At 64.9% G+C, this 15909-nt stretch carries 12 protein-coding genes; 4 read left to right on the top strand and 8 right to left on the bottom strand.

Annotation, left to right across the window (positions count from 1 at the left end; all coding sequences use genetic code 11):
- Positions 1-43: 43 nt before the first annotated feature.
- Complete coding sequence (locus HIM68_RS09720) at positions 44-919, top strand: DUF1206 domain-containing protein (protein ID WP_172171744.1); 876 nt, start codon at positions 44-46, stop codon at positions 917-919.
- Between the two features lie 145 nt (positions 920-1064).
- On the opposite strand, the gene HIM68_RS09715 is transcribed toward HIM68_RS09720, so the two are convergent.
- The 3 genes from HIM68_RS09715 to HIM68_RS09705 all read right to left on the bottom strand — a co-directional run bounded on the left by HIM68_RS09715 (position 1065) and on the right by HIM68_RS09705 (position 6156).
- Positions 1065-2387, bottom strand: coding sequence for a lipoprotein 17-related variable surface protein (locus tag HIM68_RS09715; protein ID WP_172171742.1), 1323 nt, complete (start codon positions 2385-2387; stop codon positions 1065-1067).
- A 241-nt stretch (positions 2388-2628) separates the two neighbouring features.
- The gene (locus HIM68_RS09710; RefSeq protein WP_172171740.1) at positions 2629-4818 is read right to left on the bottom strand and encodes a hypothetical protein; all 2190 of its coding nucleotides are present in this window, start codon (positions 4816-4818) and stop codon (positions 2629-2631) included.
- Between the two features lie 222 nt (positions 4819-5040).
- A complete protein-coding gene (locus HIM68_RS09705; protein WP_253903879.1) occupies positions 5041-6156 on the bottom strand; it encodes a diacylglycerol kinase family protein in 1116 nt (371 codons plus the stop codon).
- Between the two features lie 81 nt (positions 6157-6237).
- On the opposite strand from HIM68_RS09705, the gene serS reads away from it, so the two are divergent.
- Entirely contained in the window at positions 6238-7518 is a 1281-nt protein-coding gene (gene serS / locus HIM68_RS09700) for a serine--tRNA ligase (RefSeq protein ID WP_172171738.1), read from the top strand.
- A gap of 108 nt (positions 7519-7626) precedes the next feature.
- Entirely contained in the window at positions 7627-8487 is an 861-nt protein-coding gene (locus HIM68_RS09695; protein ID WP_248283890.1) for an HAD family hydrolase, read from the top strand.
- A 68-nt stretch (positions 8488-8555) separates the two neighbouring features.
- Here the strand turns inward: HIM68_RS09695 and HIM68_RS09690 are convergent, their stop codons facing one another.
- From HIM68_RS09690 to ilvA, 5 genes are all read right to left on the bottom strand, one after another.
- Positions 8556-9398, bottom strand: coding sequence for an HAD family hydrolase (locus tag HIM68_RS09690; protein WP_216657054.1), 843 nt, complete (start codon positions 9396-9398; stop codon positions 8556-8558).
- On the bottom strand, positions 9395-9967 hold the full coding sequence (locus HIM68_RS09685; protein WP_172171736.1) for a hypothetical protein: 573 nt from the start codon (positions 9965-9967) through the stop codon (positions 9395-9397). Before HIM68_RS09685 ends, HIM68_RS09690 begins: the two co-directional genes overlap by 4 nt.
- Entirely contained in the window at positions 9964-10569 is a 606-nt protein-coding gene (locus HIM68_RS09680; protein WP_253903878.1) for a proteasome activator, read from the bottom strand. The genes HIM68_RS09685 and HIM68_RS09680 overlap by 4 nt, the downstream gene beginning before the upstream one ends.
- Before the next feature lie 3 nt (positions 10570-10572).
- A complete protein-coding gene (locus HIM68_RS09675) occupies positions 10573-11577 on the bottom strand; it encodes an NAD(P)H-quinone oxidoreductase (RefSeq protein WP_172171734.1) in 1005 nt (334 codons plus the stop codon).
- Positions 11578-11679: 102 nt separating this feature from the next.
- Positions 11680-12951, bottom strand: a complete 1272-nt coding sequence (ilvA, locus tag HIM68_RS09670) for a threonine ammonia-lyase IlvA (protein WP_172172139.1) — start codon at positions 12949-12951, stop codon at positions 11680-11682.
- Between the two features lie 265 nt (positions 12952-13216).
- On the opposite strand from ilvA, the gene HIM68_RS09665 reads away from it, so the two are divergent.
- Positions 13217-15709 (top strand): hypothetical protein, encoded by a 2493-nt coding sequence (locus HIM68_RS09665; RefSeq protein WP_172171732.1) that lies wholly within the window; start codon positions 13217-13219, stop codon positions 15707-15709.
- Positions 15710-15909 lie beyond the last annotated feature (200 nt).

The following is a 15909-nucleotide window of genomic DNA, read 5'->3' as shown; positions in this document are numbered from 1 at the left end:
ATTGCGGCGCAGAAAAGTACACGTGTTGTGCGACACTGACTCTGTGAACGAGAAAGAGAAGGTTCGACAGGTCGCCGACAGTGCCGATTCGGCGGCTCAGGAAGCCGCGGACAGCCGCTGGTTCGAGCGTGTGGCCCGCGCGGGCTTCATTGCCAATGGGTTGGTCCACGCGATCCTCGGTGCGACGGCCGTGACGATCGGCCTGGGGCAGGGCGGCGGCGAAGCCGACCAGGCCGGAGCGGTCGGACAGATCGCTTCACAGCCCTTCGGCCTGGTGCTGATCGTGATCTGCTTCCTCGGCTGTGCGCTGATGGCGTTGTGGTGCTTGGTCAACGCGTTCTTCGGTGCGTCGTCGCTGCGCGGTGCCGGAACTCGCGACCCGCAGGAGAAGCAGGGGAGGAAACAGTGGATCGACTTCTTCTCGACGGTCGGTTCTGCCATTGCCTATGTGGTGGTTGCCGCGACCTTCTCCCAGTTCGTCTTCGGCGGAGGATCGGACTCGGGCAAAGTGAGCTCACAGGCCTCGACGACCGTGGCGAAGGCCCCGGGCGGACTGTATATCCTCATGGCTGCCGGCGCCGTGATTGCGCTCATCGGCATCGTGTTCTGTATCAATGGTCTGCGCCGGAAGTGGAAAGATGAGCTTCGTCGGCCGCGCAGCGCGTTCACCCGCTTCCTCGTCGGGTTCACCGGTGTTGTCGGGTATCTGGGCAAAGGTGCGACGCTGCTGTCGGTGGGCATCCTCATCGTGGTGTCTGCGGCGACCGGTGATCCGGAGGAGTTCACTGGTATCGACGGTGCGCTCAAGGGCATGCGCGATCAGCCGTTCGGGCCGTACCTGCTGTTGGCGGTGGGCTTGGGCCTGGTCCTCTACGGAGTCTTCCTCGCCCTGCGCTCGAGGTACGACCGCATGGATTGAGCAGTCTTCTGCCCGGCGGCAGATGTTTGGCCGCTGATGTTTAGCCGCTGAGATACGAAGAAGGGCGCGAACCCAACTGGGTTCGCGCCCTTCTTCGACTCACGCCCGGCTCAGTCGAGCCGGCACGTTCTCAAGTCGGTCGCCATCAGATCTCAGCGGGATCCTTGGCGACCTTCTTGCGGCGCATGGTCATGGCGACTGCAACTCCACCGATGAGGAGGAGGCCGGCGCCGCCGACGAGGCCGGTCAGCTCGGTACCGGTGCGGGGCAGGTCGCCGCCGTTGCCGGCATCTCCGTTGTCGCCATCGTCGTTTCCACCGTTGCCGTCTTCATCGCCGCCGCCGGCGTTCGGATCTTCCTCGACCGAGAAGTCACCGGTCAGCTCGTCATCGCCGCAGGTGACGGTGACGTCGTAATCGCCGACGTAGGCCGATGCGTTGGAGGCGCTGGTGCCGTAGACGTTGACGTTGGCCTTGCCTTCGTCGTCAGCCTGGACGGTCTTGTCGAAGGCGGTGACGCTTGACTCGCCCTTCGGGTTGACGAGGAAGCGGACGTCTTCACCGGGCTCGCAGTTCTCGACGGCGAGGGTGACGCCCTTGTCTTCCTTGACGAAGTCAGCAGGAGTGATCGACTCGGGGGAGACGGTCAGCTTGGCTTCTTCAACCGGAGCGGTGGGCTCTTCGGTTTCGTCTTCGGTGATGACGAAGTCCTGAGCCGGGGAGTTGGTTTCCGACTCCTGGTCGACGCCCCAGACGGAGTAGTCGCCGGCCGGAAGCGCCTCGTCGCCCTCAAACTTCAGGGTTGCGGAGATCTTTCCTTCGTCGTCGGCTTCGACTTCTTTGGTCGCGAACGGCGACGTTGCGTTGCCGCCGACGACGGTGACCTTGCTGTTCGGGGTGAAGCCCTCACCGGTGACCTTGACGCCGTTCTCTGCGAACTCGCTTTCCGTGAACTTGTCGGCGTTGAGCGAGACCTTCGGGTCGACCTCGGGAGCCTCGGGCTCGTCTGTGTCGTCGACGACGGAGAAGCTCAGCCCGTCATAGGTGCGCTCCTCGCCATCGCGAGTGATCGTGACGGAGAAGTCGACCTTGCCGTTCTCGATGTCTTCGGCGGGCTGAGTCGAGTAGATGTTGTATTCGAAGGTATCGCCCTCAGCAGTTCCGGCTTCGCCGGTGAGCGAATCCGAGATCTTGTCTCCGGCTTCAAGACCGGTGATCGTGACGACGATTCCCTTGTCCTTGTTGGCGAGGTCCTCGGCGGTGATCTCCTTGGGGGAGGTTGTCACCTTCGCTTCGATGGCCTGCGCCTCAGCCTCAGGCGACTCCGAAGGAGTGCTCTCCTGGGCGTCGCCGGAGTTCTTGACGACAGTGTGCGAGTAGCTGTCCGAACCGGGAGCAGCGATGACTGGGGATGCGGCCAGGCCGGTGATGGCGATGGCCACCGCGGGGGCGAGGGCGAGCTTCTTCATGTATTTCCTTAGAAAATTACAGCTGGGTGTGAAGTATTACGAATGTAACAGTAATGCAACATTCACCACACACATAGTTGTGGTCGTTTTGTTCAGCACTGACGTCGGCTCTGTTGCAGAGTTCATTCTTCATTCACCCTGAACACCCGGTTCGTCACAGACTGCAGAACAGAAGGAGGGGCGGCTCAGCGTGTGCTGAGCCGCCCCTCCCTCTCGATTCAGGTCATCCGCCTGGCTCGGATCAGAAGCTCGTCGGAGTCTGTCCGAACTTGTTCTTGCGGCCGGTCAGTGCGATCGCGGCACCACCGACGAGGAGGAGCAGGGCTCCCGTCGTCAGTCCACCGAGGTCGGCACCGGTGCGAGGCAGCTGGCTGCCGTCATCTTCACCGCCGTTGCTGGCATTGCCGTTGTCCCCGCCGTCAGATCCGCCGCCATTGGCGCCTTCGGTAACTGTGAAGGAGTCTTTCATGGTGTCGTCGCCGCAAGTTGCGGTTGCGGTGTACGCACCGACGTAGGCGGAGACATCCGACGAGGTGCCGAAGACGTTGACCGAGGCATTGCCTTCGTCGTCAGCTTTGACGGTGTTCTCATAGGCCGTGACGTTGATGCCCTTCGGGTTGACCTCGAAGTGGACATCTGCGCCGGGCTCGCAGTTCTCGACGGCGAGGGTGACGCCCTTCTTCTCGTTGGCGAAGTCCGCCGCCTCGATCGTCTTCGGTGAGACCTTGAAGGTCGCCTCGGCGGGAGCCTCGGTCTCACCATCGTCTTCACCGACAACGTTGATGTTGCCGTTGAGAGTCTCCGACTCGGTGCCTTCGCGGTCGATGGTGACGGTGAACGGAACCTTGCCGACCTCGAGGTTCGCGGGGTTGCCCTCGTACCAGAGGTGGAGTTTGTAGTCACCGTCAGCCTCTGCGGTCTGGCTGTTGCCGGTGAGCGAGTCAGTGATCGTGTCGCCCTTCTTCACGCCCGAGACGGTGACTGTCACGCCCTTGTCCTTGTTGGCGAGATCCGCGGCCGTGATTTCCTTGGGATCGACCTTGAGTGAGGCGTCGATCGGATCGACGGCGTCCTCGTCTTCGTCGGTGACGGTGACCTCGACGGAGTTGCTGGCGGTGCTGGTCTCATCGTCGATGAAAGTCAGCGAGTAGGTGCCGGCTTCGAGAGATTCGGGAGCGGTCACAACGCCTTCGACATCACCGTTTTCGTCAGCGCGCAGTTCGTCAGCCTGCGGTGCGGCGGCACGCTGCGTTGAGACGGCCTCGCCCTTGACGCTGACGGTTCCGTTCGGGGTGAACCCGGATCCGCTGAACTTCAGCCCATCCTTCTTGAAGTCTTCGAGAGAGATCTCCTTCGAATCAACCTTGACGGTCGGGTCGACGTCGCTGGTTTCGGCGACGACGTTGATGGTGCCGTTGAGGGTCTTTGATTCCTCGTCCTCACGGTCGATGGTGACGGTGAAATCGACGGGGCCCTTTTCGAGATCCGCGGGGTCGCCTTTGTAGTAGACGCTGAAGGTGAAATCACCATCGGCTTGCACGGTCTTCTCTTTGCCGGTCAGGCTGTCAGTGACTGTGTCGTCCTTTTCAAGGCCGGTAACAGTGACGTCGACGCCCTTGCTCTCGTCGGCGAGATCTTCTGCGGTGATCTCGTTTGGGGACACCGAGAGTTTGGCGTCGATCGGGGCGGTCCCGTCATCTGCAAACGGGGCGTACGAGAAGCTAGTTGTCTCCGTGACGCTTTGTGCATTCTTGCGCTCGACCTGAACGGCAAGGCTCTGCTGGCCGGAGGTGAGGGACTCGGCGCTCTTGGAGGAGCGCAGCTTCATCGTTGCGGTCGATCCCTGAGCGGTGACGGCCGGACCGGTCAGGCCGGACTTGGCGGCGACCTTGTCGCCCTTCTCGAGGCCGGTGACCTTGACGGTCACACCGTCCTCGTGGAGCTCCTCGGCGGTGACTTCACCCGAGGTGACCTGCACCGAGGCGTTGATCGGGTTGGCCTTGTCCTCGGACTTGTCGTCGTCCTTGGAGTCCTTGTCCTCGTCCTTGGGGGCAGGAGCGGGCTTCGGATCGACCTTCTTCGGAGGCTTCTTTGCCTCGTCCTTCTTATCCGCTTTGTCCTCGGCGGCCTTCTTCCCGTCCGCCTTCTTCTTGTCAGCGGCTTTCTTGGCAGCCTCGGCCTTTTCCTTGGCCTTCTTTTCGGCTGCCGCCTTCTCTGCAGCTGCCTTCTTCTCGGCTTCAGCCTTCTCAGCCGCGGCCTTCTTGGCCTCTTCCTTCTTCTTGGCTTCGGCCTTTTCGGCGTCGGCCTTCTTCTGCTCGGCCTTCTGCGTGGAGGCGGACTGGGCAGACGTCGATTCCGCGGCGGCGACCGGGCTCGCGACAAGCCCGGTGAACGCGAGCGCGACTGCCGGCGCGAGGATGATCTTCTTCATTGGAGTGCCTTCAATCTCTGTGGCGAGGGGTGTGATACGGCACTCATCCTAGGTTCTGAGGGTTTTCCAAACTATTTCTGTACGTTTTGTTCAGGTTTAAAAGCGGTAACACTTAGGTGAATTTCTTTAACCGTTTCGTGACCTACTCGTCGGTAAAAGAATGACCGTCAGTGCAGCCTCGGCGAAAGGACGAGTCGGCCGCGCGAATTCAGCGGTTCCGAACTAGACCGGCCACGCCTCGGCGCGGATCTGCTTGCGCTGTTCGACGGTGGGGACGCGGACGGTCAGGGCGGAGGGGTCGACCTCCATCTCCAGGTAGGACGACTGTCCCAGCGGGTCCCCGTCGATCTGGATATCGACCTCGTCACCGGCTTCGATGACGACCTTTCGGCACTTCCGAATGTTCGTGTGCAGCCCGCGTGAGGCTCGGCGGCCGGCGATCGATGCGAGCACGCCGACCCACTGGCCGAGGTTCTTCGGGCTGACGATGAGCACGTCGAGCATGCCGTCGTCGATCACGGCCTGGGGAAGCAGCTGGATGCCTCCCTGCAATCGGCCGCAATTGCCGCCGAGCACCGAACGCACCCTGGCCGAGATCCGATATTCGTCGTCGAACGTGACCTTGACATGACTGGGTTTGCCGGTGAGCTTTCGTGAACCCGCTTCGACGTAGGCGAGCCATCCGAGGCGGGCCTTGAGATCGTCGTTGGTATCGGCCATGACCGCGGCGTCGAAGCCGAGTCCGGTCATCACGGTGAAGACATGGGTATCGCCGTCGGGGGCGATCTTCGCCTTCCCCACGTCGATCTCCCGGTTGCGTCCCCACAGGGCGATTCGCAGCGCCCATTCCGTCTTGTCGAGGACGAGGTCGATATTGCGGGCGAGCAGATTCCCGGTCCCCAACGGCACGATCCCCAGCGGAGTGGAGGTTCCTGCCAGCGCCGAGGCGACCGCGCGGATGGTGCCGTCCCCGCCGGCGGCGATGACGACGTCGACCCCCTCGTCGAGGGCACGGACCGTGGCCCCCTCGCCGGAATCCTCGGGGGTGGTCTCGAGCACGAGCGGAGGGTTCCATCCTTCGAAACGGCAGATCGCCTCGGCGGTGGCGGCCAATTTGCGCACATCGGTCTTCGTGGGATTGACGATGAGCGCGGCACGGTATCTGGCCGCATCATCGACCGCCTCGTCGGAGAGGTTCGCCGGGTGGGCGTAGCGTCTCATCGTGTTGAGCGTGCGTCGCACGCCGTTGCGGCGGCCGATGAGGAACGCGGCCACGAGCACGGCGAGGGCACCGATGACGATGACCCAGGTCATCAGGGGGTCCAACTCGATGATCATGTCCCAAATCTACAGTGCCCCGGTCGTGTGCAGGCTGAGTGCCGAATGTCGAAAACACGCCCGGCCCGTTAAGCTGAGAGGGTGATCGATCTAGCGCTTCTCAGAGACAACCCGGCCCTGTTCAAGGCATCGCAGGAGGCTCGCGGGGCATCCGTCGAGCTCATCGACGAGGTCATCGCCGCCGATTCCGCTCGTCGTGCGGCCATCACCGCATTCGAAGACGCACGTGCGGATCAGAAATCGTTCTCCTCCCAGATCGCGAAGGCGCCGAAGGAGGACAAGCCGGCACTCATCGCGGAGGGCAAGGCGAAGTCCGAGGCCGTGAAGTCGCTGTCCGCGGAATCCGAAGAAGCCACTTTCGCCTTCGACCAGCTCGTGTCGAAGGTTCCGAACCTCATCATCGAGGGGATCCCTGCCGGCGGCGAAGAGAACTTCGTGACGCTCAAGACCGTGGGCGAACCCCGCGACTTCACCCCGGACGGCTTCGAACCGCTCGATCATCTCGAGATCGGCGAGAAGCTGAAGGCAATCGACACTCAGCGGGGAACGAAGGTCTCCGGCTCGCGTTTCCACTACCTCACCGGTTTCGGCGCGAAGCTCGAGATGGCTCTGCTCAACCTCGCCCGCGACGTCGCCGAGGAGGCCGGGTTCAGCCCGACCATCACCCCGACCCTGGTGCGTCCCGAAGTCATGCGCGGCACCGGGTTCCTCGGTGAGCACGCCGATGAGGTGTACCGTCTCGAAGCCGACGACCTGTTCCTCGTCGGCACCTCCGAGGTGCCCTTGGCCGGCTACCACATGGACGAGATCATCGATCTCTCCGACGGTCCGCTGCGCTACGCCGGCATCTCCTCCTGCTACCGCCGCGAGGCCGGCTCCTACGGCAAGGACACCCGCGGAATCATCCGCGTCCACCAGTTCCAGAAGGTCGAGATGTTCGCCTACGTCCCGGTCGAGGACGCCGAAGCCGAACACGAGCGGATGCTGTCGCTGCAGGAGAAGATGCTCGGACTGTGCGAGCTTCCCTACCGGGTCATCGATACAGCTGCCGGCGACCTCGGTGATTCGGCCGCCCGCAAGTTCGACTGCGAAGCCTGGGTGCCGACTCAGGGCACCTACCGCGAGCTGACCTCGACGTCGAACTGCACGACGTTCCAGGCCCGCCGCCTGCAGATCCGCGAACGCCGCGACGGATCGACCCGCCCCGTCGCCACCCTCAACGGAACCATGGCCAACACCCGCTGGCTTGTGCCGATCCTCGAGAACCATCAGCAGGCGGACGGCTCGGTCACGGTGCCCGAGGCACTGCGGCCCTACCTCGGCGGGATGACCGCACAGGGACCGGAAGGACCGCGCTACTGAGCCTGTGCCGGGACGCGGGGCACTGACCGTGCGGCGGAACTCGACGGGACTCGGTCGGGTTCGGTCGCCTCGGCGCCGGGAAGAACGACAAGAAGATTCACGCATACGTTGGGAGACACATTGACCCCGCACCTCATCGCACTCGATGTCGACGGCACGATCGTCGGCTACGACGGGACCCTGTCGGAGTCGGTGAAGCAGGTGCTCGATCGGCTCGCCGAGGAGGGCCACCACCTTGTGGTCTCCACCGGCCGAGCCCTGCCGGGAGCGCTCGAGGTCGTCCACGCGCTCGACCTCAAGCACGGCTTCGTCGTGTGCTCGAACGGATCCGTCGTCGTCCGCCTCGACCCGGAGCTGCCGTTGGGGTGGGAGCTGCACCATGTCGTGTCCTTCGACCCGAAGGATGCGCTCGAGCAGATGCACGCGGCGTTGCCGACGGCGCTGTTCCTCGTCGAGGATCCGGACCTGCACCGGTGGGCGTCCGGGGCGTTCCCGGTTGGCGAACTCGCCGAATCCGACACCCTCGACATCGTCGACTTCGATGAACTGCTGACCAAGCGGGCCACCCGCATCGTCATGCGTGAGGTCAACGGCACCGCCGAGGAGTTCGCCGCCGCCGTGGACTCGCTCGGACTGCATGAGGTCAGCTACTCGGTGGGCTGGAGCAACTGGCTCGACATCGCCCCGGACGGGGTCTCGAAGGCCAGCGGTCTGGAGATCGTGGCCGAGGAACTCGGGGTCAAGCACGCTCACACTGTGGGGGCCGGAGACGGACTCAACGACCTCGAGATGATCGAATGGGTCGAACACGGAATCGTCATGGGGCAGTCGAAGGACGAACTCAAGGTGCTCGCGAGCGTGGTCACCGACTCGGTCGACGACGACGGACTGGCGACCGCCCTCGTCGACTACTTCAGCCTCGACTCAGCGCTCCTCGAGGCAGAGGGCACCACCAACACCCGCCCCTGATTACTACCTGACGGCGGCCCAGCAACCTCGCGCGAGGTTGCTGGGCCGCCGTCACGTAGCAATTAGGACTAGTTGGGGCGGGCGTCGAGGACGGCGTCGAGGTAGCGGGCGACGCCATCGTCGTCGACGGCCTCCGTTACCGCCGCGGCGATCGCCTTGACCGACCCCAGCGCATTGCCCATGGCGACCCCGTGCCCGGCCCACGACAGCATCTCGATGTCGTTGGGCATATCCCCGAACGCCATCACCTGCGCCCGCGCCACTCCGAGGTGGTCGCATAGATCCGACAGCGTCTTCGCCTTCGTGATCCCATGCGGTGCCAGTTCGACAAGACCGTTGTCCGGCTCGGAGAACGAGGCATGGCAAGTGCCGTCGACGAGCGGATCGATGAGGTCGTGCATCGCCTGCGAATCGCTCGTCTCCAGACGCACGAGCACCTTGACGACGTCCTCGCCGGCGAGTTCGGAGACATCGTCGATGATCCTGGCCTCACGCGGTCGGCCGGTGACGAACTCCCGGTCGATGAAACCGCCGTTGAGCGTCTCGTAGGCGAACCGGGCCTCGGGATGATCGACGCGGACCGCCGCGGTGATCTCCGTCAGCGTCTGCGCATCGATGGTGTGGGCATCGACGACGGACTGCGATGCGATGTCGTAGACGACTGCGCCGTTGAGGCAGACGACGCGACCGAGGTCGGGGATCTGCTCGGCGATCGGCGCCAACCATCGGATGGGCCGCCCGGTGACGAGCACGAAGGGGATTCCCGCATCCTGACAGCGGTGGATCGCATCGATCGTGGCCGTCGAGATCGGCTTCCAGTTCAGCAGCAGCGTGCCGTCGATATCGCTGGCGACGAGGCCGAGGTCGAAGTCATCCGGCGGCAGGATATCGGGGCTGATCGGAGGTCTCATGATGCCTCCACCCTAGCGAGAATCTCCCGCGCCCGCCCCAGCAGCTCCTCGGCATCCGTGATGAACCGAACCGTGGCCCCCGCGCTCGAGTCGATCGACCGTCCCGATGGCCCGTCCGACCGTGCCATCGACGCAGCGAGCACCGCCTCGCCGACCTTCGACGAGGCCTTCGTCAGCAGCTCCGGTGCGTCGCCGACGGCCTGCCGAGCCGGCCCGGGCACCACCTGACCGGTGACGGGGTGGCGGGCGTGGAGGGTCGCGGTGAGGTCGTCGACGACGTCGACGAGCGCGTTGAGCCGGTGGGTGCCGCCGACGATGACGTCGATCGGATCCTTCGCCGAGGCGGCCGTGGCCTCGCCGTCGGATGATCCCGCCGAGGCGGCTCCCGAGATGGCGCTGCCACCGGAGTCGCGTGACTCGTGGAGGGCCACCGCGGTGGTGTAATACCGGTCGACTGCGCGGATGAAGCGGTCGCGGTTGTGGCGCCACAGACCAGTGCCGAACCGGTCATCGTCCTTGACCGCGGTCGGAATCGCCTTCTTGCGCAGACCGGAGAAGAAGCGCTTCACAGATAGTTGCCGGTGCCGCGATCGTCGCGGTCCGACTCCTTCTTTTCGCCGGGCTGCCCGTCGGCCAGCGTCATTCCGGGCGGAACCATTCCCGGAGGCAGTTGGCCGCGACCGGCCATCTGCTGGGCCATGGCCTGCTGTGCCATGATCGCAGTCTGGATGCCGTGGAAGAGACCCTCTAACCAACCGACGAGCTGAGCCTGGGCGATCCGCAGCTCCGAGGTCGTCGGAGGACCGTCGGCCGAGTCGAAGGGCAGGTCGAGGCGCTCGAGCTCCTCGATGAGGTCCTTCGACAGCCCATCTTCGAGTTCGTCGATGGAGCGGCGATGGATCTCGGCGAGGCGCTCGCGTCCCTTCTCATCGAGTTCGGTACCACGGACCTCCTCGAGCAGCTGCTTGACCATGGTGCCGATGCGCATCACCTTCGCCGGTGACGAGACATCCGCCTGATCGTGCTGCGCCTTGGCGAGGCCGGACTGCGCTCCGTCGGCGTTCGATACACCGTTCGCGTTCCCCGCCTCGTCTGTGTTCGCTGCGTCCGAAGTGCTCGTGTCACCCGCGGAGTTCTGGATGCCGCCTAAGGACTCGGGATTCTCAGTCATTGCTCATGCACCTTCCTCATCGACGATGAGCAGAACCTTTCCGATGTTCGCCCCGTCCTCCAGCGTCTGATGAGCACGGACGACGTCGGCCAGCGGCATGGCCTCGTGGATGATGGGGCGGATGTCGCCCGAGATCACGGCCGGCCAGAGGCGGTCGGCCACCTCGGCGACGATGGCGATCTTCTGGTCCTTCGGCCGCGCCCGCAGGGTCGTGGCGGAGACTGACTTGCGCGGCTGCATGAGCCAGCCGAGGTTGATCTCGGTCTTCGTTCCGCCCTGCATGCCGATGATGACGAGACGGCCGTCGGTGCCCAGCGCCTTGATATTGCGCTCGAGGTACTTCGCGCCGATGATGTCGAGGATGACATCGGCTCCGGTCGACCCGTCGTCGTGGGTGCAGATCTCGTGGACGCGTTCGACGAAGTCCTCTTCGCGGTAGTTGATGACGGCATCGGCGCCGAGTTCGCGGCAGAATTCGGCCTTCTTCTCGGAGCCGACGGTCACGACGATCTTCACGCCGAGGTGGCGTGCGATCTGGATTGCGGCCGTTCCGATTCCGGAGCCGCCGCCGTGGACGAGCAGCCATTCGCCTGCCTGCACCTGTGCGCGGCCGACGATGTTGGACCAGACGGTCGACAGCACCTCGGGCAGGGCGGCCGCCTCGGTGAGGTCGAAGCCGGCGGGGACGGGAAGCAGCTGACCTGCAGGAACGGGCACGTATTCGGCGTATCCGCCGCCTGAGAGCAGAGCCGCCACCCGGTCGCCGACGGACCAGCCGGTGACGTCGGCGCCGAGTTCTTCGATCGTGCCGGAGACCTCGAGGCCGGGAATCTCGGTGGCCCCTGGTGGGGGATCGTAGAATCCGCGGCGCTGCAGGAGGTCGGCCCTGTTGACGCCGGCGGCATGGACGCGGACGAGGACCTCGTCGGCGGCGATGTCTGGCGTGGGTTCGTCGGTGACCTGCAGGACCTCGGGCTCACCGGGGGAGGAGATCGTGATAGCGCGCATGCGTCCACTCTAGTAGCTGGGTGCGCGAGTGGGCAGGGGCATCCGCGAGGTGGGGTTCGGTGGAAGGCCGCTCGGGATGAGGCAGGGCGGCAGCGAAGCCGCTCAGGCGAAGAGGCGGAACATCGGCGAGTTCTGGTGGACGCGCTCGACCTCGATGTTCGAGGCCTCCATCCGCTCGAGCAGGTTCGGCAGGTCTTCGGCATAGCCGAGCTGAATGCCGACGAACGCCGGTCCGGTCTCCCGGTCGGAGCGTTTGACGTACTCGAACATCGCGATGTCGTCCTCGGGCCCGAGCACCTCGTTGAGGAACCGGCGCAGGGCACCGGGCTCCTGCGGGAAGTCGACGATGAAGTAGTGCTTGAGGCCCTCGTGGACGAGCGAGCGTTCGAGGATCTCCGGGTAGCGGGAGATGTCGTTGTTGCCGCCGGAGACCAGGCACACCACGGTCGATCCGGGTTCGATCGTGATCGGCTTGTCCGACTCCGGGCCGCCGATCCCGGCCGAGGCCAGAGCACCGGAGGGTTCGGCGATGATTCCGTCGACCTGGTACATATCGAGCATCTCGGTGGCCACCGCGCCCTCGGCGACGGGGCGGATGTCGAGGCCGAGGTCGGCGATGACGTCATAGGTGATGTTGCCGGCCCGGCGCACTGCGGTGCCGTCGGCGAAGCGGTCGATGTTCTCCAAGGTCACGGGGTGGCCGGCCTTGAGCGCTGCGATCATCGAGGCGGCTCCGGCGGGTTCGGCGCCGATGACCTTCGTGTTCGGCATCCGTTCGGCCGCATAGGCGGCGATTCCCGCAAGCACTCCGCCGCCGCCGACGGGAACGATGATGTAATCCGGGTCGGTCTCGAGCTGAGCGTGGATCTCCGCGGCCACGGTGCCCTGACCGGCGATGGTGCGCATATCGTCGAAGGCGGAGACCAGGAGTGCCTCATTGCGTTCGGCGAACCGGTGGGCCAACGCCGAGGCGTCATCGTAGGTGGAGCCGGCGATCTCGATGGTCACCTGCTCCCCGCCGAAGTGACGGACGCGTTCGATCTTCTGCTTCGGCGTCGTCTTCGGCACGAAGATCGTGCCCTGGATGCCCAGTTCCTTGCAGGCACGGGCGAATCCCTGGGCATGGTTGCCCGCCGAGGCGCAGACGACACCGCGGGCCCGTTCGTCGGCATCGAGCTGGAGCATGAAGTTGAAGGCGCCGCGGATCTTGTAGGACCGCACCATCTGCAGGTCCTCGCGCTTGAGGTAGACCGTGGAACCGGTAGCGGTCGTCAACCGCTCGCAGATCTGAAGTGGCGACAGGATGACAGAATCGGAAATTCGCAGCGCAGCCGCCTCGACCTCGCCGGCGAGTGTGAGCTTCTGGGGAGTCATGTCTGTTTCAACCACCAGACTATTGTGCGCCCTTTGTCTTGCTATTTGGCAACTCGTATCGATATGAGGACAACTGCGGGGCCGCTGAGGACCCGCCTCGGCCCGCCCCGCTATGACAGTACCGCGTCCCTCCCGTACCCGCCTCGCACCTACCCGAACCCGGTGATTCGGCTCCCGACTTCGGGGTTTCGGGTGCGCCCTGGACCGCGAACACCCCATATCATGATTGGATGGAGGATGCCCGTAATCCCTTCTAGGAGACGTCATGGCCATCAGCAGTGAGCTCGAACAACTGTTAGCCAGCTGGATACCCCGACAGCCGTGGTTTCCCAAGCTCGCAGCAGATTTCGGGACCGACCCCGACATCACCCCCATGTCGGTGGCCCGCGCGTTCACTTACACCGCCGAGGAGCTCGGGGGCTTCGCCGGTCTCGTGACCGTCATCTCCGTCGGCGACGGTCCCACCCTGCGTCGCCTCAACATCCCCCTGACCCTGCGCGGTGCCGAGGATATGCACCTGCGCCACGCCCTCATCGGCCGCGTCGACGACCTCGCGCTCGGCACCGTCTACGTCTACGACGGCGCCGCCGATCCCGTCTTCGTCAACCTCATGGCCGACGCGATCACGAAGCGCAAGGTCTTCGACGGCGGGCAGCTGTCCACCGAGTCCCTGCGCCACAGCCAGGAGAAGACCGAGGCCCGGGACCGTGCGCCCATGCCGTTCCCCGTGACCGCGAACGGGGCGGCCGCCTCGGCGAATGGATCGACGAACACCGCCGCCGAGGCGGTCCCACCGAAGCCATCGATCGGAGACCTCACGGTGGGGGCGGAGGACGTCATGCCCGTCGAGATCCGCCCGATCGAGGTCTCGGACTCCGGGCAGTACAAGTCGACCGTCATCATCCACGACGAATACGAGCCGCTGGAGCTCTCGTTCTTCCACGTCCTCGAGAACGGAATGCCGTCGTCGCTGACGATTCCGGTTCTGCTCACCGAGGCGGGTTCGCGCAGCGTGCCCGAGGTCATCGGCTGGGGTTCGGGCCGCTGGTACGACATGTTCGAGGTCCAGGAGATGGAGGCGCCGATGGCGCTGCTCTCCCACGTCGATGTCGACGCCGAACCCGCATGGCGAGAAGCCGTGAACACGGTGTGCGCCGTCGACTCCGGTTCGATCGGGGCCTACAACGCCCACGCCGCAGAGATGGGTCGGCGCATCGGCGAACTGCACACGGACATGGCCGCCGAATTCGGTGTCGTCGAAGGCGCCGGCGAACCGACGAAGCAGCTGGTGCAGAAGTGGGTCGAACGCATCGACTGGGCGCTGGGCCGGGCACCCCTGGCCCTGGATTCGCTGGTGCCGGAGCTGCGCGGCCACCGTGCCAGGCTGCAGAGCCTCGAAACCATCGGCACCCTGCAGAAGATCCACGGCGAGCTGACGCTCGACCATGTGGTCAGCTCGTCCACCGACGGCTATTCGGTCGTGAAGTTCACGGACTCGACGGACTCGGACCCCAAGCCCGCCGCCTTCGACCTCGTGGCTCTGCTGCGCAGCATCGACTACGCTGCTGGTTTCGCTCGTCTGCAGCGCACCGACGCGCTCGACTCCGAGGACGGCTCGCTGGTCGTCAGCGGCTTCGGCAACGATCCGGGAGCGCTGCGCGCGATCTTCGATTCGCCCGAGTACCTGTGGGCCTCGCAGGTCCAGAACTCGCTGCTGTCCGGATATTCGCGGGCGCGCGGCGACAGCATCGGGCTGAGCGATCCCGTGCTGCGCGCGGCGCTGGTCGACCGGCTTCTCGTCGAGGTCGTCACCGAGCTGCGCAACCGCCCGAACTGGCTGTCCGTGCCGCTGGCCACGCTCACCCTCGTCCTCAAGGGCAAGCCCGCCCGCACCGAGGAGGCTGCTGAGGCCCGCCTCAACTGGTCTGATTCCGGCGAGGCGGGGTCCGATGCGGCCGAGGACTCTCCAGCTTCCGGCGACGCAGCCGGTGCTGCTGTTGCCGAGGACTCGGAAGTGGATGCGGAAGTCGCGTCGAGCGATGCGTTCGCCGTGGCTCCACCCGCCGACGAGGCGACCGCCGCCGATTCGGAGTCGGTCTCTGCGGCGCCCCGTGGAACCTCCGGCGCCGTCGCAGCTGCGATCGCGAACTCAGACTCCGAGGATTTGGCAACTAACAAGTCTGAAGCTGGTGAGCCCGAAGCCGGGGACTCCGCGACCAACGAGACCGAAGCCAGTGAAATCGAAGCGGACGAGGTCGAGGTCGCCGATACTGCGGAGAACACCGTTGACGCGGTCGCGGATTCCGACATCGACGATGTCGAGGACTCGACCGTGGTCCCGCCCCAGGACGACGCACCCGAAGTGGCTCCAGCTCCTGCTGAAGACGAGGAATTCGTCGACGAGGAAGAATCGGAGGCTCCGGTCCGACGAGTTCCGGCCTCGTTCGCGGCGCGCGGCGCCACCTCGGAGGACGCCGACAGCACTGGACACGAATCGCAGCCGGCCAAGCCGAAGGACGCACCGAAGCTCGGCCACACGTGGAGCGAACGTTCGCAGAACTCCGGCAGCGACCGCGGAACATTCGGCGAGCAGATCTCCGAGCGGCCGGACAAGAGTCGCGACGATTCCGCGGCACGGCCCGACGAATCAATGGATAAGTCCCGGGACGATTCGAAGCCTGCCGGCGGGTCTGTGTTCGATGACCTCCTGGGCACCGAGCGTAAGCGGAACCGGATGAAGAAGCGCAAGAAGGACTGACCGCCTCCGCGGACTCGTCGCCTCGGTGCCGGTTGCCTCGGTGAAGGTCGCGGACTGAGCCAGTCGCTGACTGAGCTGGTGACATTCGTGTGCGCATCCGCCAATTGGCAGATGCTGTTGCGGTTGTGAGAAACTATGGTGGCTCGACCTCGCGTCGAGCAGGCCGGGTTCGCTCCATCACTGTCACAAGCATGGAAGAA

Origin of the sequence: Brevibacterium sp. CT2-23B (genome assembly GCF_013168765.1) — a bacterium.
Taxonomy (GTDB): Bacteria; Actinomycetota; Actinomycetes; order Actinomycetales; family Brevibacteriaceae; genus Brevibacterium; species Brevibacterium sediminis.
This window is presented reverse-complemented; position numbering and strand designations above follow the sequence as displayed.

Excerpts from the sequence above, each read along its gene's own strand:
- HIM68_RS09715 (WP_172171742.1), bottom strand. The coding sequence starts at position 2,387 with ATGAAGAAGCTCGCCCTCGCCCCCGCGGTGGCCATCGCCATCACCGGC.
- HIM68_RS09710 (WP_172171740.1), bottom strand. The coding sequence starts at position 4,818 with ATGAAGAAGATCATCCTCGCGCCGGCAGTCGCGCTCGCGTTCACCGGG.
- HIM68_RS09705 (WP_253903879.1), bottom strand. The coding sequence starts at position 6,156 with ATGATCATCGAGTTGGACCCCCTGATGACCTGGGTCATCGTCATCGGT.
- HIM68_RS09690 (WP_216657054.1), bottom strand. The coding sequence starts at position 9,398 with ATGAGACCTCCGATCAGCCCCGATATCCTGCCGCCGGATGACTTCGAC.
- HIM68_RS09680 (WP_253903878.1), bottom strand. The coding sequence starts at position 10,569 with ATGACTGAGAATCCCGAGTCCTTAGGCGGCATCCAGAACTCCGCGGGT.
- HIM68_RS09675 (WP_172171734.1), bottom strand. The coding sequence starts at position 11,577 with ATGCGCGCTATCACGATCTCCTCCCCCGGTGAGCCCGAGGTCCTGCAG.
- ilvA (WP_172172139.1), bottom strand. The coding sequence starts at position 12,951 with ATGACTCCCCAGAAGCTCACACTCGCCGGCGAGGTCGAGGCGGCTGCG.
- HIM68_RS09665 (WP_172171732.1), top strand. The coding sequence starts at position 13,217 with ATGGCCATCAGCAGTGAGCTCGAACAACTGTTAGCCAGCTGGATACCC.